The following is a 23,225-nucleotide window of genomic DNA, read 5'->3' as shown; positions in this document are numbered from 1 at the left end:
TTAAGTGTTTTTCTTTTAAGTACCTTAACTCACAGCGCGGGTTAATGAATACATGCTATTACATTGCTACCTAAACTAAAGACGGAGTTTTTATGACACACCCTATTGTTCCTATCACAGTCGCTTATGGCGATGGTATTGGTCCCGAGATTATGCGAGCTACTCTGAAAGTGTTAGAGGCAGCAGGTGCACAAATCGCACCTGAAACTATAGAAATTGGTGAAAAAGTATATTTGAGCGGACAAACTAACGGTATTCAAGCTAGTTCTTGGGGATCATTGAGAAGAACTAAAGTCTTTCTCAAAGCGCCCATTACCACACCTCAAGGCGGCGGCTATAAAAGCCTAAACGTCAGTATGCGCAAAGCGCTAGGCTTATACGCTAACATCCGCCCCTGTATTTCATATGCTCCCTTTGTAAAAACCAAACACCCGATCATGGATTTGGTCATCGTGAGGGAAAACGAAGAAGATTTGTATGCCGGTATTGAACATAGGCAAACTGAGGACGTTTACCAGTGCCTTAAGTTAATTACGCGGCCTGGTTGTGAGCGAATTGTCCGTTATGCTTTCGAATATGCAAAGCAACAAAACCGTAAGCGAGTAACTTGCTTTGTAAAAGACAATATCATGAAGTTAACCGATGGCTTGTTTCACCAAATATTTAAAGATATCGCTGCGCAATATCCTGAGATCCAGCACGACAGCATGATAGTCGACATTGGCGCTGCCAGAGTCGCCGACACGCCAGAGGATTTCGACGTGCTGGTTATGCCAAATTTATATGGCGATATAATTTCAGATGTCGCTGCACAAATTGCCGGGTCTGTCGGCATGGCTGGTTCTGCCAATATTGGTGATCAGTGTGCCATGTTCGAGGCAATTCATGGTTCCGCGCCCGATATTTCAGGTAAGAATATTGCCAACCCATCGGCTTTATTGCATGGTGCAATTCAGATGCTATCGCACATTGGACAAAATGATATTGCTGAAAAAATTCATCATGCTTGGTTAGTCACACTTGAACAAGGTTTGCACACCGCCGACATTTATAAGCAAGGTCAAAGCAACACTTTATTGGGCACCGTTGAGTTTGCCGATGCTGTGATTGCTAACTTAGGCCAGTCACCGAAACAACTTAAAGCGCCGTCATATGAAGGAAGCAAACCGCTTAAACTACCCGTCGTTGGCTACAAAAAACCCTGTAAAAAAGAATTGGTCGGTATTGATATCTTCCTGCAGTGGCAAGATGGGGTGCCTAAGAAACTTGGCGACAAGCTAGTTAACTATGGCACTGCGCAACTTGAGTTGAAATTAATCACCAATCGCGGTGTAAAAGTATGGCCAGAGGGTTTCCCAGAAACGTATTGCGTGGACCACTGGCGTTGCCGTTTTATGTCCCCCACCATGCAATTGAGCTTTGATGAGGTACTCAACGTGCAATCGCGTCTGCATGAAGCTGGGTTTGATGTTGTTAAAACTGAGAATCTATATAACTTTAATGGCGAACCTGGTTATGCAGCGGTGCATGGTTGAGTTATTAGAACGCACTTGGCATATTAAAAAGGCTCTCAACTCATTGTATCGACTAGAATTGAGAGCCTTAATCTACGCTATTTTGTTTACAGTAGTGAGCGGATCACGTACTGCAGGATCCCTCCATGGCGGAAGTATTCGAACTCATTTGGCGTATCAATACGAATATCGGTATCAAAACTGAATTCACTACCATCTTCTCTTAGTACCTTAACCTTGGCTTGCTTTTGCTTAGCTTTGACCGCTTCGATAGAAAACTGCTCGGTGCCGTCTAACTTATAAGTATGCGCTCCTTCCCCTGGTAAAAACTGCAAGGGTAAAATACCCATACCAATAAGATTAGAGCGATGAATACGTTCGTAAGTTTCTGCAATTGCGGCCTTTACACCCAGCAATAGTGGGCCTTTTGCCGCCCAATCTCGAGAACTCCCGGTTCCATATTCTTTACCCGCAATAACAATAGTAGGCACATCATCAGCGATATATTGCTGCGCCGCGTCAAACACAGTCATTTGTTCACCACTGGGTTGCTTGCGGGTGAAACCGCCTTCCGTACCAGGCGCTAATTCATTACGTAACCTGACATTAGCGAACGTGCCTCGCATCATTACTTCGTGATTACCGCGACGCGAACCATACGAGTTAAAATCTTTTGGCTCAACGTGATTGGCACGCAAATATTCAGCTGCAGGCGTATCGTTGCCAATTGCACCCGCTGGCGAGATATGGTCGGTGGTAACACTATCAGCCAACTTTAATAAACAGCGCGCTTTTTCAATCGCTTTTACCGGTTCAGGCTTAGCCTGCATATTGGTAAAAAAGCTGGGTTTTTTTACATAGCTGCTATCAGGCCAGTCATAAATATTTGCATCAACCGTTTCGAGGTTTTGCCATACGTCGCCGCCGTCATAAATACTGCCGTACTTATCGGTAAACATAGCTTCGTTGACGACGTCTGTCACGATGCTCTGAATACTTTCTTGGCTTGGCCATAAATCCCTAAGATAAACCGGTTTGCCGTCGTGACTAGTGCCCAGAGGTTCTTTGGTAATATCGATATTCATGTTACCTGCAATAGCGTAAGCAACCACTAATGGCGGCGAAGCCAAATAGTTAGCTTTTACCTCAGCGTGTATTCTACCCTCAAAGTTACGGTTACCTGATAACACTGCCGTCACCGTTAATTGGCCTTCTCTTATGGCCTCGGAAATAGGTTCTGGTAATGGCCCGGAGTTACCGATACAAGTGGTACAGCCATAACCCACTAAGTTGAAGCCCATTGTATCGAGTTCTTTAGACAAACCGGCTTTATCTAAATATTCGGTTACTACCTGTGAACCCGGTGCGAAACTAGTTTTTACCCAAGGTTTAACCTTCAGACCCAGTTCGTTGGCTTTTTTTGCCACTAATGCAGCGGCCACCAACACCGATGGATTAGACGTATTGGTGCAACTGGTGATAGCAGCGATGACCACAGCGCCTTCATTCAGTTCAAAATCCTGCCCATTCAAATGACAAGAAACGCTATTTTTTGGTGTTTCTCTTAAAGGACCACCTTCACTATCAAAGCGACCTTGCTGAGTATCATCGGGGGCAATAGCCAGAGCTTTTTGCTCCTCTATCCATGCTTTAAATGCGGATGATGCATGGTCTAAATCAATTCTATCTTGTGGTCTTTTAGGTCCTGCAATAGCCGGCACCACTTCACTCAAATTAAGCGTTAAAGTAGCGTGGTATTCGGCATCTTCCTGAGCTTCACTGCCCCACATTCCTTGCGCTTTGGAATAAGCTTCTATTATATCAATTTGCTGTTGACTGCGTCCGGTCAATGCAAGGTACTTACTGGTCTGTTCATCAATCGGAAATAAACCACAGGTTGCGCCATATTCGGGCGACATATTGGCTATTGTTGCACGATCCGCAACGGTTAAGTGTTTTACCCCAGCACCAAAAAATTCAACAAACTTGCCAACAACACCAAATGCTCGCAACTGTTGGGTAACGGCCAATACTAAATCAGTGGCTGTCGTGCCCGCGGGTAATTTACCGGTCAACTGCATACCGATGACTTCTGGTATTAACATGGTTACCGGTTGGCCAAGCATTGCAGCTTCAGCTTCAATACCACCAACGCCCCAGCCAAGGACACCTAAACCATTAATCATGGTGGTGTGAGAATCAGTCCCAACGAGCGTATCAGGAAACAAAACCAACGCGTCTTGCTGCTCTTCAACAAAAGTGACTCGCGCCAAGTATTCTAAATTCACTTGGTGCACAATGCCTTTTCCTGGCGGTACCACTTTAAAATTACTGAAAGCGCTTTGGCCCCACTTCAAAAATTGATAGCGCTCTTTATTGCGCTTAACTTCAATTTCAGTATTATTTTTAAATGAATCTTTACTACCAAACTCATCCACCATAATGGAATGGTCAATAACTAAGTCTACCGGTTTAAGTGGATTTATTTTATTAGGGTCGCCGCCTAAATCTAGCATTGCATCTCGCATGGCAGCCAAGTCTACTATCGCGGGTACACCAGTAAAATCTTGTAATATAACCCGGGATGGTACAAAAGCGATTTCAGTCTGGGATGAAGAGTTTGTATCCCACTTTGCTAGGGTTTGAATATCTTCTGGCTGGACATATTGTTCATTACTATGACGGAGTAAATTTTCTAACAAAATTTTAGCCGTCAGAGGTAGTCGTTTGATGTTGGTACCTGCACTGGATAAATCAAAATATTGATAGTTTTTATCTTGCACAGAAAGTACGGATATATATTTATTTGATGACTTCACTTTGGTTCCTTATTTTGTTTGAAATTTTCACTCTAACGCTTAACAGCTAAACTAAGTTTTTAGGATCCAGTAACTTACTCAGTTCTTGAGGGTCTATATCGGTCATTTCTTTTGCTACATCTATAATCGGCCTTTTAGTAGTATAGGCCCGCTTTGCTATTTCAGCGGCTTTTTCATATCCGATAAGACTGTTTAAAGCCGTCACTAAAATCGGATTATATGCCAATACACTTTGCAAATTTTCTTGGTTTACCTCGAATGTTAAAATCACCTTGGTAACTAATAGTTTTGCGCTATTGGCTAAAATATTGATGCTCTGCAGTAAATTATAGGCTATTACTGGCAAATAGGTATTAAGTTGAAAGTTACCACCTTGGCCGGCAATCGTGATTGTCATGTCATTGCCAATAACTTGCGCGCAAGCCATACAAACCGCTTCTGGAATAACAGGATTGACCTTGCCAGGCATTATGCTGCTGCCTGCCTGTAATTCAGGTAAGGTAATTTCGCCCAGTCCGGCCAACGGCCCACTGTTTTGCCAGCGTATGTCGTTACTGATTTTCATCAGCGACGTTGCTAATGTTTTGAGATGACCACTAACTTCTACTGCCGTGTCTTGACAACTGATTGCTTCGAAAAAGTTATCGTTTGGAGAAAATGTAATGCCCGTAATTTCACTCAACTCAGCACATGCTGAAGCACTAAATGCAGAGCTAGAATTTAAGCCTGTACCAATAGCTGAACCACCGAGTGCGAGCTTACCAAGCCGACTGTAACTCGATTCTAACCTTTCAATATTATTGACGATTTGCTTTTGCCAAGCGCCTAATTCTTGTCCCATAGTCATAGGAAGTGCATCCATTAAATGGGTGCGCCCGGTTTTTATGGTTGTTTGAAGAGAGTTGCTGCGAGTCATTAACGCATCGCTGAGAAGCCGAAGGCTGGGAATGAGATTATTTTTCAAGCCTGAATAAACGCTGACATGAATAGCACTAGGAATAGTGTCATTTGAACTTTGGCTCATGTTAACGTGATCATTAGGGTGTACTATTTCACCATATTCAGATCGACAAAGCTCGCTAAGTACCTCGTTCATGTTCATATTTGTGCTAGTGCCAGACCCCGTTTGAAAAACATCTAACACAAACTGCTCATCATGCTGCCCATTAATTACCTCGGTTGCAGCAGCCTTTATCGCTTTTACTCGTTTACTATCGAGCTTTCCTGTCTTTTGGTTTGCACCTGCACAGGCTTTTTTGATCATAGCCAAGCTGTGAATAAAATCTGTTGGCATGGTTATTCCGCTAATAGGAAAATTATCTAGCGCTTTTTTTGTTTCTTTTCCGTAAAGCATCATCGGTCCTAAGGGCTTAACAAGACTATTGATATAAACACACAAACGAGTTTTAGTACAAACGAACTTGATTTCAGAACAAAGAATAACACAAGGACTTCGGCTCCTAGCGACGACGACGGGGCGAATGAACCGTTTTATTTGGGCATTGCAATGTTGAGTTGGAGACGATATTCAGAGGAAAAAAATAAAAAACCCCATCAATTAAAAATTGATGGGGTTTTCAAGTTGGTCAGAGTTGTTGCTGATGAACAACTACCTTACAACATTACTTTGCGTTATTTTTTCTGCGTCTTGCAAAACCTAAACCGGCTAAACCAAGGCCCAACAATGCTAGCGTAGTTGGAGCTGGAACAGGCTTAGCTGATTCAACAAATATTACCATATCGTTGAAATCTTTATCGCTGCGGCTGTACAGAATGTCTTCAAATGCTAGTAACCAACCGCCCTGAGTCCAAGTTGTTTGATTTGCCCCTGGAAGTTGAATTCTATCAGAACCCTTACCTTGGAATGCTACCATTTGGTCATAACCATCAAGACCGTTTTTGCTTGCTTCAGAATAAAACGTTGTGGTTGGCGTCCCAATATAAAATCCGAATGTCGTTCCATTGAAGTTAACACCAGTATCTGTCACGACGTTCTGGAATATGCTGCCATCACCCATTATTTCAAAAACTGTTCTACTACCGTTTGTCTGACTACCAGAAAATATTTCAAAGAAATTGTTAATATTACTTGGGTCATATATACCAAAACTATTTTGGCTAGCGTTACCTGCCATTTCGGCAACGAAACGAACTGGTGTAATACCTGAATCAGTACTTTCCCAGATTTCATCTGGACTAGCTTGGTCAGTGTTAACGTCAACACTAGAGTTACCACCAACAGTAAAATCGTTCAATATGCCTTGTAAGCTATTACCTTGAATAATTGTTGCGTTCGCACCGGCTGTTGCAATAACAAGGCTCGCCGCGATTAGAATTTTTTTGAAGCTCATAAATATCCCCTTAGTAAGTGCTCTTAATGCAGCTAGGCTACCTTTTACTATCCTAAGGCCCTTGGCTTTCCGTCCCTACTTCACAACAGGTTTGGCTTGTTTATGTGTTTAATTAACAAATCTTATTTTTCACTAATAAGTATTGCTTATCAAAACATGTAGCACGTTCTGTGCCAAATAAAAATAAAGCAATAAAAACAATGAATTAATGAAAAGTAAGGATGTATTTTATGAATTTATATTTTAGAGTGTAAAAATTCTAGACACTATTTATTTTACTTTTATCGTCATTGCTCAGGTTCTTAAAGCCAGGGCGGTTGACGCTGTTGTAAAGAAAACTGACACCATACTGTTTACGCTGTGTCAGCTTGGCTGTAGTAAAAATTTCGATTTATATTCAAACAACACTTATTTTGATACCAACAAGCCAACAGCAGATAACGCGATAACAATTAAACCAAAGACCACGGGTAGCAACAGAGTAAAGAGAATAGATTCGATGCATTACCAAATGCGCCAGGTTCTGGAGGTCAAGAGTCATATAAATAGTTTAAGCCTAAGGATAGGACAGCATTATAGCTCGGATATATTCCATGCTGAAACTCGATGACATATTCAAATCTGAACTTCACAATGTTAATTGTTTATTTTAACAGCTTATCAATGCCTCATCGGCTTTAATATACAGCGTTTAGATAATATGTAGCACCGTGTTTCGTCTATGAAATAAAATTAATGTGTACGCTGTTTCGATACGATACATAGATAAAGCATAACTACTGGCAATAGTTCTTAGGCTTAAATACTCAACGACAGTAATTAATGACAGAACGTAAAGGTAAGCGAATAAATTCAGGTTTTTTTGATCATTGCCAAGCTGTGAATAAAATCTGTTGGCATGGTTATTCCGCTAATAGGAAAGTTATCTAGCGCTTTTTTTGTTTCTTTTCCGTAGAGCATGCGACATCCTAAATTGTTTGGCTTTATTACGTCCACTTATTCGTGTAGACATGTCTGAGTCTTAATTTTAATTAACCTAAGTATAACAACTCTATAGCAACATGCTTGACTGTCATGCGATATAATAGCATCCAGCTTAATATGTTCGTAGCTCCGAATTTTAGAGGAGCCAACCGTTTGGACAACAGTCAACGCTTTTTCATCCGTGTTTATCACTTGCACGAATCCTGCTACTGGTGACCCGCTAGGGCATGTTCTCTCAGCCTATCGATTTCAATGGCCAGCTAGCAAAAATAGACCATAAACAGAAGACTGCTATTCTGTGTCAGCTTTTTATACAATAATATTTTTACAAAAAAAAATACTCAATTAAAACAATTAATTAAAAACTGGTTCAAAATTTGCATCACTAATATTAAAGCACGCACTCAACAAATAACAGCTGTTTGCTTAGAGTCAAAAAAAATAGGTTGTTAACATTTACAATAGAAAAGAGAATTATTATGCAAAAAATGATAAAGCAATTAATAGGTTTAACAATGTTGGTGGCGAGCGGACTGGCTGCGGCCAGCGTCATTACATTAAATGCAACAGTTAGAGATTTTCAGGCGAGCCATCCTAACTTTCAAAATGGCGGTCCTTATGCCGTCTATACTGGTCTCGTGGGAAGTACTTTAGGGCCTGACGGAAAGCCTGTTTACGTGGGCGGCACGACATTAACCAACGCAATTGACTTTAATCAGTGGTACAACAATGTTGCCGGGGTTAATCAGGCCTTTTCAATTTCATTGGCAGCGGCGGAAACATTTGCAGGCTCGGGTATTTACAGTTATACAAATTCCTCGTACTTTCCGATAGACGGTTTGGGCTTTGGAAATGAAGGTAGAAGTCATAATTATCACTTCACTACTGAAATAAATAGTCAATTTACGTATGTAGGCGGAGAAAATTTTTCGTTTTCAGGTGATGATGACGTTTGGGTATATATTAATAACCAACTGGTCCTTGATTTAGGCGGCGTGCATGGTGCTGCTAGTGGTAGTGTTAGTATTGATAATTTAGGCTTAACGGCGGGACAGAATTATAGCTTAGATATATTCCATGCTGAACGTCAAACTACTCAGTCAAACTTCAACTTCACAACATCGGCTCTTTTAGTTCAGGCATCAGCACCTTCTGGCATCGCATTGTTAGGTCTTAGTTTACTAGGACTAGGATGGTCGAGAAAGAGACAACATAAAAACTGATAGTTAAATAATATATAAAGTTTGATTGGCTTATAAATTAAACCAAGCTAATAGATAGAAATTATCGATTAACTTGGTTTTTTTATGTCTGTTATCTAAGTGCATGAAAAGTAATACTAAACATTAGTTTGATGTTTGCTTCACTCTGTTTGATCGAGTTACCTTATTCAACCTGTTCCCCCACCTCCCTATACTCTGCCATCCGTCGGAATTACAATAAGAAGTGTCTATTTTATCAGCTTGTCTATACCTCATCGGCTTTAATATAGGACGTATAGATAATATGTAGCACCTTGTTTCGTCTATGAAATAAAATTAATGTATACGCTGTTTCGATACGATACATAGATAAAGCATAACTACTGGCAATAGTTTTTCTGCTTAAATATTAATCGACAACAATTAACTATAGAACGTAAAGGTAAGCGAATGAATTATCCCTGGCACAAAGAGGCAAACAACATATTTACTGGCGTACTTCTTATTCAGTGGATTGCAACAATTGTAATTGGTTTGTTCACCGACACGTTGGTTGTCGGAGCAACGCTGGGCACACTGATTGTTGCTTTACCATTAGTTTTGACAAGAGTAAGTCCTTATAATGCAGCCACGAGGCATGTCGTTGCGATTGGTACTCAATTAATCACTGCATTGCATATTCAGCAACTCATGGGCTTGACTGAGATGCACTTTGCCGTATTTGCCCTGCTTGCTTTTTTAAGTATCTATAGAGACTGGAAGGTCATCATCACTGGGGTCGCCGTTGTTGCAGTGCATCACTTCTTGTTTTTTGTGTTACAAAGTTCTATTTCTGGAATTTATCTTTTTGAGGATGGTCGTCTAACTTATGGAATGCTGTCAGTTCATGCATTCTTTGCTGTCGCGGAGGGAATTGTGCTTGCCATTTCTGCGCGCAGTGGCGAGTTGGAGTCTAAATCAGGGTTCGAGTTAAGCAACGCTGTTGATGGAATTGTCGGCACAGATAAAATCAACATCGGTAAAAGTGTTACAGGTGATGCTAAATCTATTCAAGACTTTAATCGGTTAATCGCGTCAATCCGCTCATTAGTTATAAACCTTAAAGCCAGTGGCGATAATTCGAAGAACCTATCTGACAGCTTATCTGAAAGCTCAGATAGTTCGATGATGAGGGCGAAAGAAAATCAAAGTGAAGTCGAGCAAATTAGAATGGCGTTAGAGCAAGTTAGCTTGGCAAATGCTGAAGTGTCCAGAAGCGTGGTTGATATTGATAATCTTAGTCAAGAAGCGAGTAAAGGAACTAACAGTGCAAAAAGTATTATTGACAGAAATTCAAACGATGCGAAAAATTTAAAAGCTGATATTGATACCGCCGCCTCTTCAATCGAGAGTTTATCCGCGATGTGTAACAAGATTGATACCGCGATGGCGGCAATTAAAAGTATTTCTGATCAAACAAACTTACTCGCACTGAATGCCGCTATAGAGTCTGCAAGAGCCGGTGAGCATGGCCGAGGCTTTGCTGTAGTCGCTGATGAAGTGAGAACCTTATCTGTTAAAACAGGCCAAAATGCAGAAGAGATAGGCAAAATAACCAGTAAGCTAATTGAAGGCTCTATTGAGGCTGTCGCGATTATGTCAGCTTGCGCAAAACGCGTTGAAGATAACGTCGCTGGCTCAACTGAGGCGAGCAAGAGTATTGGTGAAATAAACACCCTTATCGATAGATTAAGCCAAAACACCAGTTCAGTCGCGGCATCGTCAGAAGAGCAATCTATGATGTCCGTTACTATTTCTGGTTCAGCTAAAAAGTTGTCAGATTTGACTAATCTTCAAGTGAAAGATATTGAAGCTAATCTTTCAGAACTGATGGATTTAAAAGGTGAAATTGCAGCGCTGCACAGCGAGCTTGCTAAGTTCGAAGCCTAGACTGGTGGCGCTAAGTAAAAAAAACGCCCTCTTAGCCGTTATTATTCCTTTATGGTTAATAATCGCTACTGTTGGGCTTTTGTTTTCTAGCAAAAGCACTGAAAAACCTTTTGACCCTAGCGGTGCGCTTTATTTAGCGTCGAATAAACCTGATTTCGACAGTCAAGTTAATCGCATATTACATGGTGCTTTAGCTACTTCTTTAAATAACGTAGTCGTGCATATCACCAGTAATAATGACTGCCTTTGTCAGCTTACTGCCACCAGACATATCAAGTCGGTGAAAGACGCAGCTGAGCATATCGGTAAAAGAAACGAGACCGTCTACTTTGAAAATATTCAAGGCTTATCCTCTATACTAACAAGTACACCAGCCATCGCTGTGTTTGATGACCTCGGCAATCTGAGTTATTTAGGCCCCTATTCAACAGGAATTGGATGTCTCTCTGGCAATGGCACCGTTGAGCCTTATCTTGACGTCAAAAGCACGTTGGGAGCAATCGTTCCTTTGGAATCAACCGGTTGTTATTGCCGTGTTTAGTGCAGGCATTAAAGCCGACGCTAGCTAAAGTTATTGTCAGCATCGTTGGCAACAAAATCATCATCATGTTCAAAAAGCACTGCTGATCAAGTAACCGCTATAGCCGAAAAATACGGTGAGCAGCAAGGCCCCTTCCAACCGGTTGATCCGGCCCTGTTTTTTAAAACCAATACCCAATACAAATAGAGCAATAGTTAAGCCAAACATCAGTGTCCAGTCTCGGCTAAGGACAATGCCATCTACAGGCATTGGCTCAATTAACACCGCAATACCGACCACGGCTAAGGTATTAAATAAGTTAGAACCAATAATGTTGCCTAACGCGATATCGTGCTCACCTTTTTTAATGGCCATTAGTGATGAGGCCAGTTCAGGCAATGAGGTACCAATGGCCACGACGGTTAGGCCAATCACTAAATCACTCACTCCTAAGCCCTGTGCGATATAAACTGCGCCATACACTAGCAGGCGTGAGGCAACGATAAGTAATACCAGGCCTAGCACTAACCAACTGAGCGCTTGTTTTATTGTCATCGTATTGCTGCTTATATCGGTTGCTATTTTATCTTGCGAGTTGCGCAGACCTTGCCAAACCGACCAGCTAATGACAGCAGCAAACAACCCAAGTAGACCCCATGCATCAAATAGACTTAATTGATGGTCCAGCATCTGCCAGCCTGCAAATAGGGTAATTATCAGCAATAGTGGCAGTTCTTTTTTAAGTACTTGTGAGTTCACATTAATGGGGCTAAGCAAAGCAACTAAGCCAATTATTAACGCAATATTAGTAATGTTAGAGCCGTAGGCATTGCCCAGCGCCAATGCAGGGTTGCCATCGAAAGCCGCCATTGCAGACACCACCATTTCGGGTGCCGAGGTACCAAAACCAATCACCAACATACCAATAAGCAGCGGCGACATACCACCATAGCGAGCTGCAGCAACAGCGCCATCGACAAAACGATCCGAACTCCAAACTAACAACGCCAAACCGAAAATCAACGACAGGACTGCCAGCAACATAAGATACTTTCCTTGACTATATTATAAGCTTAAGCTTAGTAGTAATCGGATATTTTGGTATATACGGTCGCTTATTTATTTAGTTATGATTAAATACACTCAATCAGACTGAGCAAGTATTATGAAGCTCAGCTGCTCAGGGTAAGAATTTACTGCCGTGGTTAACATGTTAATTATAAGGAATAAAAATGGAATATCGTCGTTTAGGTAAAGCCGGACTCAAAGTTTCTGCATTGTCACTTGGCTCTTGGGTTACGTTTGGTAAGCAAGTTGATATGAATGATGCCAAGAGTTTGCTAAAAACTGCATACGATGGTGGTATCAATTTTTTTGATAACGCCGAGGGCTATGAAGCGGGCGAATCCGAGAGAATAATGGGTGATGCGATAGCGGGCTTAGGCTTAGCACGCGACACTTTTGCTGTGTCTTCAAAAGTATTTTGGGGTGGCGACAAGCAAATGCAGTTAGGCCTGAGTGCCAAGCATGTTCGCGATGCTTGTGATGCCGCACTAAAACGCTTACGCGTTGATTACCTGGACCTGTATTTTTGCCATCGACCAGATATCGACACTCCAATTGAAGAAACCGTGCGCGCCATGCATAACCTAGTGCAGCAAGGTAAAGTGATATACTGGGGAACTTCTGAATGGTCATCACAACAGATCACTCAAGCACATGCTATTGCAAAACAAGAGCACTTAACTGCCCCCACAATGGAACAACCTCAATATAACTTATTACATCGTGACAAAGTGGATGGCGAGTTTAATACCTTATATGAAGAGTTTGGAATGGGTACCACTATTTGGTCACCACTGGCCAGCGGATTACTAACTGGAAAATACAACGATGGCATTCCAGATGACAGTCGCCTCGCCCTGCCAGGGTACGAATGGTTGCGCGATTTGTGGACTAGCGAAGATGGCAAAAAGAAGCTGGAAAAAATCCGCCAATTAAGCATATTGTCAAAAGAGCTAGACATCAGTATGACGCATTTATCAATTGCTTGGTGCTTGAAGAATCCGAATGTAAGCACGGTTATTCTGGGTGCGTCGCGTTTATCGCAGCTAACGGATAACTTAGGCGCAATGAATGCCGTTGCTAAGCTAACACCAGAGGTAATTGCGCGCATCGAAACAATAGTTGCGAACAAGCCAGCGGCTGCGGAGCGTTTTGGCCAATAGGTAAAACGTTCGCAATTAGCGCATCGAACTGCCAGTATGAATGGCAAGTGAATCGACAAGTTAATGCGATTAAACCAGAGTAATGGAAAAATTGAGCTTATATGCAACTAATCGTCACATTGTGACGTAGTAATATTAGGAGTAATATAAGCAATGAACATTCAGCTGTGGTTCAGGCCATAGCGTCTAAGGTATTAAGTTATAACACCACAAATGCGTAAAATATGCGCCCGGGAGTTCAATCATGAAACATATCGCCATCGCTGCTTTTTCCGTTAGTTTACTGTTTTTTTCAGCCACCAGTCTGGCTCAGGCCGAAGTTGAAATAACTTGGCAAGATCCAGAAAAATTTGATGATGTCAGGTCAACATCTGAATCTCGAGTAAAATTTAGGGAACGTACCTTTAAAGAACTAGACGAATATATCAATGAACTAGCTGAAGATTTACCCAAGGGTCAAAAGTTAGTCATGAACGTCACCAATTTAGACTTAGCCGGTGACGTTTTACCTGCATCCTTTGCAGGCTTAGGTCAGAGCATGTCTGACGTGCGCGTTGTTAAACCTATATATATCCCGCGCATGAGTTTTAGTTATCAGTTATTAAGCAGCGACGGTACCGTGCTGCAAGAGAAAGAGGTGAAATTAAAAGACATGTCATTTTCAAACAGCCACAACCGTTTTTTTTCCAGTGACGCATTACGTTATGAAAAAAACATGATCGCAGATTGGTTTGAGGATGAGTTTGCAAAGTCAGATGCGAATAAATAGACCAAGCTATCGGGTCGTCGTTAATATTTGATGATGCAAAGCCACAAAAGATAGACGTCAAAAAGCCGGAATAATCCGGCTTTTTTTTCTTCGTGGTCAGCTAATTTCCATGCTAATCATGGTCCGTGAACGTTAGTGTCTATCGTTTCACTAACAGTTGGGCCCTTTATAAGGGCAGGATATCCCGAATTAACGGGTTTATTTGCCATCTACTGGCGACCGTCTTGTATGTTAGCTTATTCCTCTAGGTGTAAAACTAACTTTAATGTCATCGCTCACATTTGGACGATACAAAGCATAAACGACGATGACATTTAGCTACTCTTAGTAAGCAATTTTTTTTGCTTAAAGCAACCTGAGTCATGTCTAAAGCATAGTCCAAGATTCCAAATTTGAAAGGTACAATTGCTTCTTTCTTTGCAACAAATAAGACTAACAAAACAGGTTTTTATTACTTAATTCAATTTAGCTATTTTTATAGATTATGATAAAAATTCGCCGTTACACTCCATTCAACGATATGAAGATACGCGTCTAAATCAACCAATTTCAGCTATAAACTGTTAATATTCCCTCTAAGCTCTACTACGTTGTTAAATTTAAATATGAAAAATAAAGTATCACCTGAAGTTGAAGCGCAAGCGATGAAAATGGCCAAAGGCACGCAAAAAGCGGGGCAAACCAAAGACCAAACGAAGTTAATTGCCCAAGGTATTAGAAAAGGGATTGCTGAATATAAAAAACAGCAGGGCAAGAAGTCACGTGAAATGGATAAACAGCGTAAACAAAAGACAAAGCAGCGAGAGAATGAAAGCATTGAAACAGTCGATGAGGTATCGGCTAATAATTCGATAAAAGTTCTGCCATGGGTGTTGCTGGCGCTAAGCTGGTTGGGTTTTGTTGGCTATCTGTTTGTATTTCATGTTTAGTGATTGAGGTGTACTGTCAACTTATTGAATGGGCCTGTAAAAAAAGCACCACTAATTTCTCTGACCTGCTCGATTAACATTACTGCCTGACCGGTTCCCATTTGCGCGTTAACAGCAACTTAGTCTAGGAGCGAAACTCGGCTACAAAGAACGCATGACCGCTATATTACTGGATCCCCGTCTATAGATGTGTAACGGACGGGTTGTTTAATTGGCAAATATAAAAAAGCCACCTTGAATAAGGTGGCCTGAATACTAACTGGATTTATTCAACTTTAGCTACGTATTTTACGACGCGTAAACCCTAGACCAAGAAGTCCTAATCCAAATATAGCGATAATTGCAGGCTCTGGAACGACGCCGAACGAATGGTTATCAGTTTCAAACGCGAAGTTAGTACTTTTCAATCTAACCGTATCGTACATAACACCGCCTGTAAAAAAGAAGTTAATGTAGCGGTTGGAATTAAAACCAGATTGGCCACCATTTGCAAGGAGGGGGGCAACTTGAGACCCCGTATAACTTGCTACTTCCATACCATCATTCCAAAAACTGAGTGTATTGTAAGTATCAATAGAACCCCAGTACAAGCCAAAATAATTGTAATCAGCACCCAAGCCAAACTCAGCTGTGCCGTTACGTATTGGATTTGGAACACTGAGAAAATTACTAGTAATCCCAAAAGGTTGTGCTGACCCTGAGGCACTATTTGGGAATATCGTATAGTCGGCTAAACTCGTTGCAGTATAAGCACCAATAGTGTTGTCATTGAAATCTATTGTGGTCACACCGGCCTGAGTAGATGTTAGCTGTCCACCGCTTTCAAAGGTCAAAATAACCGCTGCACTTGCTGAAGTCGCAACCATACCCAAAGTCAACAACAGTAATCGTTCCTTGCCGATCCGAAAGCACGGCCGAGATAATTCCGTGAAAACGCTGTGCTGGTCATTGCTTCAACCTGCTTATTCAGGGAGCTACTTTGATCGATGTTGAATATATCTGACGTGTGAAACTCTTATATCTCAACCGCTTGCCACTGAGTTTGGTTGGCTAATTTGAATCTCTTTTGAATTGCACTGACCGCCAGTATATCAGGGGCGCCATGATCAAGGAGTATTGTCAGATGGCTGGAAGCTTTAAGTTAGCGAGCGTCCCGGTAAATCTTGGTTAATTAATTAATTTATTCATTATAGAAAGCCGGATTTTATTAACAATGTCAGTTCAATAGCCATAAACCAAGTAAACTCAGCAAGTGCAGAGTACAATAAATACATCGTTACTTTTTACAGATGGACTTTTTATATGGCAAAACGAGTTTTAATCATAGGGTCAATAGGCCTAGTTCTAGCATTTTTAGGCTATCAGTTGTTCGCTACTCAAATGTTTGACATTAAACCGGAACAGAGTTCAAACTCCTGCGCAGAACCAAAAGGAATGGCCTTTGTTGAAGGTGGTACTTTTACGATGGGTGCAGGTGCAGTATACGCAGAAGAGATGCCCGCCATACAAAGAGTAGTAAAAGATTTTTATATGGATCGTCATGAAGTGACCAATTTGCAGTTTGCCGAATTTATTGAAGCGACGGGCTACGTAACGATGGCTCAAAGAGTTCCTAACGCTGACGACTACCCTGATATTCCTGCTGAATTATTAACACCCGGCTCTGCGGTATTTGTTAAACTTTCTCAAGCAGTTGAAGCGTCTACTTTCTTTAATTGGTGGCACTTTACTGAAGGCGCCAATTGGAAAAATCCGTTAGGTCCTAATAGCAATATCCAAGATAAAGACGATTTCCCAGTCATACATATCGCCTATGACGATGCACAGGCATATGCCAAGTGGAAAGGACATCGATTACCAACAGAGGCTGAGTATGAGTATGCAAGTAGAGGGGGCTTAGATGGTGCTAAGTATGCGAGCGGAAGTACGTTACTCAATAATGGAAAATATATAGCCAATACATGGCAAGGTTTATTCCCTTTTAACGACACCGCAGAGGATGGCTATGTAGGTTTAGCGCCAGTGGGTTGCTATCCTGCAAATCATTTTGGCATTCACGACTTAATTGGAAATGTATGGGAATGGACTCAAAGTGTCTATTATCCGCGTCATTTTGATCCCAGTCATCTTCCTGCAAACCTTCCAGCAAAGGGGTATGATGAAAAGCAACCGGGTATTGCGGTTGGCGTTGTAAAGGGAGGTTCGTATTTATGTGCAGAGGATTTTTGCATGCGCTACCGTCCGGCAGCGAGACATGCGCAAGATACTGGGCTGGGAACCAGCCATATTGGATTTAGAACGGTAAAAGATCCTTGATTTCCTAGAGTGACATTTTCTTAAAAATAGGGAAAATCTTAGCTAAGCTGACCTTTTACCGTAATATCTTATACCGCTCCTTCGTCGACGTTAAAAAGCCTAATTTGGCATGTCCAGAGCGTCGAGACTATTAGGTCTGCTAACTAAGCGCTTAAGTGATCAACTCGCAATTGTTTAGCCGCTTCCACCAAATTACGTAATGCCGGTATTACCTCCTTCCACTCACGTGTTTTTAAGCCACAATCTGGATTTATCCAAAGTTGCTGTGCCGGTACTTTCTCTGATGCCGTTAGTATAAGTGCTTTTATGGCCTCGGTCGTGGGAATGTTTTGGCTGTGAATATCATAAACTCCCGGACCGATATCGTTGTTGTAGTTAAACTGAGTAAACGCATCGAGTAATTTCATATTCGATCGTGACGTTTCAATGGTGATGACGTCGGCGTCCATGCGTTGAATATCAGGTAAGATATCGTTAAACTGTGAATAACACATATGCGTGTGTATTTGCGTCGTGCTTGCCACAGAGCTAGAGCAAAGCTTAAACGAATCTACGGCCCAATTAAGGTATGTTTGCCATTCAGACTTTTTGAGGGGTAAGCCTTCTCTCAATGCAGCTTCATCAATTTGTATAATCTTAGTGCCAATTGATTCTAGCTCAATGACTTCGTCTCGCACCGCGAGTGCAATTTGTTTAGTAGTGAGTGACCGAGCTTGATCATCTCTCACAAATGACCAGTTAAGAATAGTCACAGGGCCGGTAAGCATCCCTTTTACTGGCTTTTGGGTAAGCGATTGTGCGTATTGTGTCCACTGAATAGTCATGCTGCTAGCTCTGCTGATATCACCATAAATAACCGGCGGCTTAACACAACGTGAACCATAACTTTGCACCCATCCGAATTGAGTGGTCAGCGCGCCATTCAAAAATGCTGCAAAATATTCAACCATGTCATTGCGTTCAGATTCACCATGCACTAACACGTCTAGCCCTAACGACTCTTGTTGCTGTATGCAGTTGGCTATCTGCGCTTTTAAGGCATTTTCATAAGTAACGTCGGTAATATCACCATTAATAAATTCACGCCGAGTTTTACGTATTTCTGCAGTTTGCGGAAACGAACCGATGGTGGTTGTAGGAAAACGCGGTAAATTTAACAGTGCTTGTTGAGCGTTTATGCGCACCTTATAAGGATCGGATCGTGTTAACCAACTTTGTTGTATCTGTGAAAGTGCTTGTTGAACACTAAAGTTGGTAGCTAAGGTTGACGCTTTGCGAGCAGCTATTATGTTTTGATTGTTTTGTAAAGCCTCGAAAACACTGTTCGATGGCGTATTTGTTAGTGCTTTTTTGAGTATTTCAAGTTCTTCCAGTTTTTGCTCCGCAAATGCTAACCAAGGCCGGATTTCAGCCAATATATTTTGCTCTATGGTGACGTCAACAGGGCAATGCAATAAAGAGCAAGCGGGGGCTAACCAAAGGTTGTTACCCTTAATCTCAGCGATAGGCTTAAGCAATGCCAAAGCGCGATTTAAATCGGTGCGCCATATATTGCGACCATCCACTATGCCTACCGATAAAACCTGGTTAGCATTTAGCTTAGCAGCCAATATCTCAACTTCATGCGGTGCGCGTATAGCATCAATATGAACACCGGCTACCGGCAGCGCGCAGGCTAATTTAAGATTTTTTGCTAGGTCACCAAAGTAAGTAGTCAGCAGTAATTTAACGCCGCTGTCATTTAAGTACTCAAAGGCGTACTTATACGCGAATTGCCATTCATCGCTAAGCTCAGTGACCAGCGCAGGCTCATCTATTTGTACCCACTCCACGCCCTGTTTTGCTAGCGTTTGCAATAGTAATTTGTATTCTTTTAGGAGAGGCTCTAATAACTCCAGTTTATTGCTATTGTCGATAGCTTTGCCTAAATACAAATAGGTTAATGGTCCGATAACAACCGGTTTTACCTCAAACCCTCTGGATCTAACCGTGCGTATTTCTGATATTAATGACTCGCAGTTGAGCATAAATGTAGTACTACTTGAAAATTCAGGCACGATGTAATGATAGTTAGTGTCAAACCATTTAGTCATTTCACCGGCATGAGTGGCACAGCAGTCGTTTTGCTTAGCGCGACCACGAGCAATGCGAAAATAAGCGTCAACATCATTTTCTACGGTATTGTCTACTTTTGCGCGGTCCGGCACATTACCAAATAAGAAACTGGCATCTAGTACATGGTCATATAACGAAAAGTCACCCACTTGTGCGTAGTCTAGAAGATCAAATGCGCTGTAATGTTGTTCTCTCACTTGTGTAATTTGTTTAGTAAATTCTTGCTGCTCGATATCAGTGTTCCAATAAGCCTCAAGTGCGCGTTTTAATTCTCTATGTTTGCCAATCCTAGGGAATCCAAGATTATGTATTTTAGCCATCTATACGTCCAAATAATTAAGTTGAACTGAGTCTACTCGCTGGTAAAAATAAAAAATAATGGTTTATTTTCATCAAACTATGAAATATATTCATGCATCAATAGACATGTTTAACACCTCGGAAAGGACATATCATGCTTGAACGTCAGCACTTACAAATATTAAAAGCGATTTCCTTAAAGGGCACAGTAACAGGAGCAGCAGCTGATTTATTTCTGACTCAATCAGCCTTAAGTCATGCTATTAAAAAATTAGAAAAACAATTTGATGTCAAGGTATGGAACAAAGAGGGCCGGCGGGTAAGGTTAACCCAAGCGGGTGAATTACTATTAGGCTTTGCTAATAGGATAATGCCGCAATTTGAGCATACTGAATTACAACTGCAACAAATAGCCAAAGGAGATAGGGGTATTTTGCGCATTGGCATGGAATGCCATCCTTGTTACCAATGGTTGTTAAAGGTGGTTCAACCGTTTATGCAAAACTTTCCTGATATCGATATAGATGTTAAGCAACAGTTTCAATTTGGCGCATTAGGCGCGTTGTTAGAATACGATATTGATATGATTATAACGCCCGATCCGCTGCAGCATAATGCGATTTCGTATCAAGCCGTATTTGATTATGAGCATGTACTAGCAGTGTGTGGTAAGTCAGTTCTGTCACATAAAGAATACGTAGTGCCAAGCGATATCGCTAACCAAGTATTAATTACCTACCCAGTAGAACAAACTAGATTGGACATCTTTAGTCGATTTTTAACGCCCGCTGGCGCAAGTGTTAAACGCCATAAGATAATCGAAACAACTGAAATAATGTTGCAAATGGTAGCGGCCAATAGAGGGGTAGCGGCTTTGCCTAGGTGGCTAGTAGAAGTGTTCCAAAAAGACTTGGATATTAAAGGAGTGTCGCTAGGCAAAACTAAAATGATGAAGTCAATTTATCTTGGTACGCGCAATGCTGACAAAATGCCTGCCTATATTCAGTCATTTAAACAGTTGGCTAAAGAAACTAGTTTTTAACTAGGACAACATCCACGCCGTTTGTAACTAAACGCCGAGCGCTTTTCATGCTTGCTCGATTGAGCTATTTGCATAAACGTGTGCTATCTTTGTAACGCCTTATCAACTGTTCGCAAAATGGTTTTTCGCTGCCATAAAGGTTTAGCTAAAAAATACTATGATTAAATTGCCCCCCTGTTTCTTAATGATACTTGTTTTGGCTTCAATGATGATTAATGTAGCCGAGGCAAAACGAGTGACTTTTCAAAATGCTGAAGATACCATTTCGGGTCATTATTTATTACCTGACAAGGGTAAACCAAAAGCCGTCATTCTATTTGTACATGGAGATGGTCCTTTAAACTATGACGCTGATGGCTACTACCCACTGATATGGGAGCGATTATTAGAACAGGGCTTGCAGTCAATTGGTTAAAGCAAAGCCGGTTCCTCACACATGTAAGGTTTTTAAAACAAGGGGCACATTCCAGTGAAATTGAGACAGCTAGAGCATTACAGAAGAATGTTAGATGCTAAACATTTTAATGAGCAATCACCTGGCCTGTCATTTTTAATAAAGCTAATGTGGAAACAAGAAAAAGCCTTCTCGCCAGAATTTTATACTGTATTAGATGAGTGGTTAAGTCATCAGAAATAGAGGATACCAATCCTCAGTTAACGTAGGGCTTAGTTTTCGATTTGAGGAGACCAACCCTCAGTTAACGTAGGGCTTAGTTTTCGATTTGAGGAGACCAACCCCAACGGCCGCCATTGCAACGGCAACAATGGCATTGAGATAATTGAAAAAGGCATACGGTAAGTAGTCAAGTACGTCGACGCCTAGCGTGGCGGTATAGAACGCCCCAGCAGTTGTCCATGGAATAAGGCCTGTCGTCATGGTTGAACCCTCCTCGACTGAGCGCGAAAGAACAGCGTTATCTAATTGCTGTTGTTCATATTTGGGCTTAAACAGTTGGCAACTTAGAATAATCGAAATGTAAGCTTCTCCCATAGCAACATTACCTAAAAAACCGGTCAATATGGTGGTGGCAACAAGTGTGGCTGTGCGTTTCACTTTAGCGATAATGCCAGCTAGTAGTGCAGTAAGAAAGCCTGCCCCATGCAAGATCCCACCTAACGCGATAGCCATTAGCGCAAGCAGCAAGGTCCAACTCATGCTGCTAATACCGCCGCGTCCCAATAAGGCATCTAAGTTTGGAATACCCGTAGATTCAGGTTTGTTCTCCCACAACGCATTTAGCACAGACACCGGATTGGCTCCTTGATAGATGACCGCTATCAACACTGCAAGCACAATACTGCATGACATTGTCACCTCTGCTGGCACTTTTCGAATACTCAAGGTTGCTAGCAAAATTAGCGGCAATAAGGTGATCAGTGGCGTAAGGCTGTAATTGCTAGCAAGCGCACTTTGAATGGATGTTACTGCGTCTAGTGCTAGACTTTTATCGGCATAGCTAAATCCGATAAACAGAAATATCACAAAAGTAAGAATAAAGGCAGGGAGCGTAGTGAACAGCATCGAATAAATATGTCGATAAAGATCAGTGCCAGCACTCATGGCCGCTAGATTAGTGGTATCTGAAATAGGCGACATTTTATCGCCAAAAGTAGCACCGCACACAATCATGCCGGCGACTAACGGCAAAGGAATATTCATGGCGGAACCGATACCGATAAAAACAACGCCTAAGGTACCAACTGTGCCCCAAGAAGTTCCGGTAGCGACAGACATCAAAGCGCAAAGCAGCAACCCTGCAGCTAAAAACAAACTCGGACTAAGCAAACTGAGACCATAGTACATCAGGGTGGCGATGGTCCCACTGTGCATGAAGCTTGATATCACCATTCCAATCAAGATAAAGATATAGATTGCAGGCATTGCCCTAGAGAGCGCACTCGTCATCAGATCACGAATTTGTAAATAATTATAGCCAAGACTGTAGGCATGAAGCCCGGTCCATAAAAGACATAAAAACATGAGTGCATGCAGACTAATACCAAAAGCAAAAAGCCCGCCGGCGATGGTCATGACAATAACGCTAAAACAAACAAAAGACTGAAAAAAACGTGGGGAACGCGGCAACACAGCTGTAATTTCTGACATGGGGACACAGTGCATAAAACAAGTGGTAAAATTATAGCATAGCTTTGCAGTTCACAAAGCCAAATTTATTAAGCTGGCGCTTATTTGATCTAAAAGAAGA

General features: G+C 41.7%; 18 protein-coding genes and 1 riboswitch. Of the genes, 11 read left to right on the top strand and 7 right to left on the bottom strand.

Going from position 1 to position 23,225, the window contains the following annotated elements; all coding sequences use genetic code 11:
* Positions 1-92: 92 nt before the first annotated feature.
* Positions 93-1,535 carry an NADP-dependent isocitrate dehydrogenase gene (locus G399_RS0112725; protein WP_006012992.1) on the top strand — a complete coding sequence of 481 codons (1,443 nt, stop codon included), beginning with the start codon at positions 93-95 and terminating at the stop codon, positions 1,533-1,535.
* A gap of 86 nt (positions 1,536-1,621) precedes the next feature.
* Here the strand turns inward: G399_RS0112725 and acnA are convergent, their stop codons facing one another.
* The 3 genes from acnA to G399_RS0112710 all read right to left on the bottom strand — a co-directional run bounded on the left by acnA (position 1,622) and on the right by G399_RS0112710 (position 6,684).
* Positions 1,622-4,333 carry an aconitate hydratase AcnA gene (acnA, locus tag G399_RS0112720; RefSeq protein ID WP_006012989.1) on the bottom strand — a complete coding sequence of 904 codons (2,712 nt, stop codon included), beginning with the start codon at positions 4,331-4,333 and terminating at the stop codon, positions 1,622-1,624.
* 46 nt (positions 4,334-4,379) lie between these two features.
* Positions 4,380-5,687: a class II fumarate hydratase gene (locus G399_RS0112715; RefSeq protein ID WP_006012987.1), complete on the bottom strand. Its 1,308-nt coding sequence runs from the start codon at positions 5,685-5,687 to the stop codon at positions 4,380-4,382.
* 268 nt (positions 5,688-5,955) lie between these two features.
* On the bottom strand, positions 5,956-6,684 hold the full coding sequence (locus tag G399_RS0112710) for a DUF4114 domain-containing protein (protein WP_006012985.1): 729 nt from the start codon (positions 6,682-6,684) through the stop codon (positions 5,956-5,958).
* 24 nt (positions 6,685-6,708) lie between these two features.
* A riboswitch (cyclic di-GMP riboswitch) is annotated at positions 6,709-6,790 on the bottom strand.
* A 1,357-nt stretch (positions 6,791-8,147) separates the two neighbouring features.
* On the opposite strand from G399_RS0112710, the gene G399_RS0112700 reads away from it, so the two are divergent.
* The 3 genes from G399_RS0112700 (at position 8,148) to G399_RS21315 (ending at position 11,340) form a co-directional block, all read left to right on the top strand.
* Positions 8,148-8,891, top strand: coding sequence for a fibro-slime domain-containing protein (locus G399_RS0112700; RefSeq protein WP_006012979.1), 744 nt, complete (start codon positions 8,148-8,150; stop codon positions 8,889-8,891).
* A gap of 429 nt (positions 8,892-9,320) precedes the next feature.
* Positions 9,321-10,799: a methyl-accepting chemotaxis protein gene (locus G399_RS0112695; RefSeq protein ID WP_006012977.1), complete on the top strand. Its 1,479-nt coding sequence runs from the start codon at positions 9,321-9,323 to the stop codon at positions 10,797-10,799.
* 4 nt (positions 10,800-10,803) lie between these two features.
* Entirely contained in the window at positions 10,804-11,340 is a 537-nt protein-coding gene (locus tag G399_RS21315; protein ID WP_006012975.1) for a DUF6436 domain-containing protein, read from the top strand.
* A gap of 69 nt (positions 11,341-11,409) precedes the next feature.
* On the opposite strand, the gene G399_RS0112685 is transcribed toward G399_RS21315, so the two are convergent.
* Positions 11,410-12,363, bottom strand: coding sequence for a calcium/sodium antiporter (locus G399_RS0112685; RefSeq protein WP_006012973.1), 954 nt, complete (start codon positions 12,361-12,363; stop codon positions 11,410-11,412).
* 188 nt (positions 12,364-12,551) lie between these two features.
* Here G399_RS0112685 and G399_RS0112680 point away from each other — a divergent pair, with 188 nt between their 5' ends.
* The 3 genes from G399_RS0112680 (at position 12,552) to G399_RS0112670 (ending at position 15,245) form a co-directional block, all read left to right on the top strand.
* Positions 12,552-13,547 carry a potassium channel beta subunit family protein gene (locus tag G399_RS0112680; RefSeq protein ID WP_006012970.1) on the top strand — a complete coding sequence of 332 codons (996 nt, stop codon included), beginning with the start codon at positions 12,552-12,554 and terminating at the stop codon, positions 13,545-13,547.
* 244 nt (positions 13,548-13,791) lie between these two features.
* Positions 13,792-14,316, top strand: coding sequence for a DUF3016 domain-containing protein (locus G399_RS0112675; protein ID WP_006012968.1), 525 nt, complete (start codon positions 13,792-13,794; stop codon positions 14,314-14,316).
* Between the two features lie 605 nt (positions 14,317-14,921).
* Positions 14,922-15,245, top strand: a complete 324-nt coding sequence (locus G399_RS0112670) for a DUF2956 domain-containing protein (RefSeq protein ID WP_006012966.1) — start codon at positions 14,922-14,924, stop codon at positions 15,243-15,245.
* A 275-nt stretch (positions 15,246-15,520) separates the two neighbouring features.
* Here G399_RS0112670 and G399_RS21310 read toward each other — a convergent pair whose 3' ends face one another.
* A complete protein-coding gene (locus tag G399_RS21310) occupies positions 15,521-16,126 on the bottom strand; it encodes an Npun_F0296 family exosortase-dependent surface protein (protein WP_006012964.1) in 606 nt (201 codons plus the stop codon).
* 421 nt (positions 16,127-16,547) lie between these two features.
* On the opposite strand from G399_RS21310, the gene G399_RS0112660 reads away from it, so the two are divergent.
* Complete coding sequence (locus G399_RS0112660) at positions 16,548-17,561, top strand: formylglycine-generating enzyme family protein (protein ID WP_006012962.1); 1,014 nt, start codon at positions 16,548-16,550, stop codon at positions 17,559-17,561.
* A 143-nt stretch (positions 17,562-17,704) separates the two neighbouring features.
* On the opposite strand, the gene metE is transcribed toward G399_RS0112660, so the two are convergent.
* Positions 17,705-19,996 carry a 5-methyltetrahydropteroyltriglutamate--homocysteine S-methyltransferase gene (gene metE, locus G399_RS0112655; RefSeq protein ID WP_006012960.1) on the bottom strand — a complete coding sequence of 764 codons (2,292 nt, stop codon included), beginning with the start codon at positions 19,994-19,996 and terminating at the stop codon, positions 17,705-17,707.
* 134 nt (positions 19,997-20,130) lie between these two features.
* Here metE and G399_RS0112650 point away from each other — a divergent pair, with 134 nt between their 5' ends.
* The 3 genes from G399_RS0112650 (at position 20,131) to G399_RS22045 (ending at position 21,655) form a co-directional block, all read left to right on the top strand.
* Entirely contained in the window at positions 20,131-21,018 is an 888-nt protein-coding gene (locus G399_RS0112650; RefSeq protein WP_006012957.1) for a LysR family transcriptional regulator, read from the top strand.
* 235 nt (positions 21,019-21,253) lie between these two features.
* On the top strand, positions 21,254-21,433 hold the full coding sequence (locus tag G399_RS0112645) for a hypothetical protein (protein ID WP_148277437.1): 180 nt from the start codon (positions 21,254-21,256) through the stop codon (positions 21,431-21,433).
* A 54-nt stretch (positions 21,434-21,487) separates the two neighbouring features.
* Positions 21,488-21,655, top strand: coding sequence for a hypothetical protein (locus G399_RS22045; protein ID WP_154658920.1), 168 nt, complete (start codon positions 21,488-21,490; stop codon positions 21,653-21,655).
* Between the two features lie 57 nt (positions 21,656-21,712).
* On the opposite strand, the gene nhaC is transcribed toward G399_RS22045, so the two are convergent.
* Positions 21,713-23,125, bottom strand: a complete 1,413-nt coding sequence (nhaC, locus tag G399_RS0112635) for a Na+/H+ antiporter NhaC (protein ID WP_006012951.1) — start codon at positions 23,123-23,125, stop codon at positions 21,713-21,715.
* Between the last annotated feature and the right edge of the window lie 100 nt (positions 23,126-23,225).

The sequence above is a fragment of the Brumicola pallidula DSM 14239 = ACAM 615 genome, assembly GCF_000428905.1.
Lineage (GTDB): Bacteria > Pseudomonadota > Gammaproteobacteria > Enterobacterales > Alteromonadaceae > Glaciecola > Glaciecola pallidula.
The sequence above is the reverse complement of the archived record's forward strand: the minus strand, read 5'-3'. Positions and strand labels throughout refer to the sequence as shown.

Bases quoted from the DNA above. Each gene is read 5' to 3' on its own strand.
- G399_RS0112725 (WP_006012992.1), top strand. From the start codon at position 93: ATGACACACCCTATTGTTCCTATCACAGTCGCTTATGGCGATGGTATT.
- G399_RS0112715 (WP_006012987.1), bottom strand. From the start codon at position 5,687: ATGCTTTACGGAAAAGAAACAAAAAAAGCGCTAGATAATTTTCCTATT.
- G399_RS0112710 (WP_006012985.1), bottom strand. From the start codon at position 6,684: ATGAGCTTCAAAAAAATTCTAATCGCGGCGAGCCTTGTTATTGCAACA.
- G399_RS0112700 (WP_006012979.1), top strand. From the start codon at position 8,148: ATGCAAAAAATGATAAAGCAATTAATAGGTTTAACAATGTTGGTGGCG.
- G399_RS0112695 (WP_006012977.1), top strand. From the start codon at position 9,321: ATGAATTATCCCTGGCACAAAGAGGCAAACAACATATTTACTGGCGTA.
- G399_RS0112685 (WP_006012973.1), bottom strand. From the start codon at position 12,363: ATGTTGCTGGCAGTCCTGTCGTTGATTTTCGGTTTGGCGTTGTTAGTT.
- G399_RS0112680 (WP_006012970.1), top strand. From the start codon at position 12,552: ATGGAATATCGTCGTTTAGGTAAAGCCGGACTCAAAGTTTCTGCATTG.
- G399_RS0112675 (WP_006012968.1), top strand. From the start codon at position 13,792: ATGAAACATATCGCCATCGCTGCTTTTTCCGTTAGTTTACTGTTTTTT.
- G399_RS0112670 (WP_006012966.1), top strand. From the start codon at position 14,922: ATGAAAAATAAAGTATCACCTGAAGTTGAAGCGCAAGCGATGAAAATG.
- G399_RS0112660 (WP_006012962.1), top strand. From the start codon at position 16,548: ATGGCAAAACGAGTTTTAATCATAGGGTCAATAGGCCTAGTTCTAGCA.
- metE (WP_006012960.1), bottom strand. From the start codon at position 19,996: ATGGCTAAAATACATAATCTTGGATTCCCTAGGATTGGCAAACATAGA.
- G399_RS0112650 (WP_006012957.1), top strand. From the start codon at position 20,131: ATGCTTGAACGTCAGCACTTACAAATATTAAAAGCGATTTCCTTAAAG.
- nhaC (WP_006012951.1), bottom strand. From the start codon at position 23,125: ATGTCAGAAATTACAGCTGTGTTGCCGCGTTCCCCACGTTTTTTTCAG.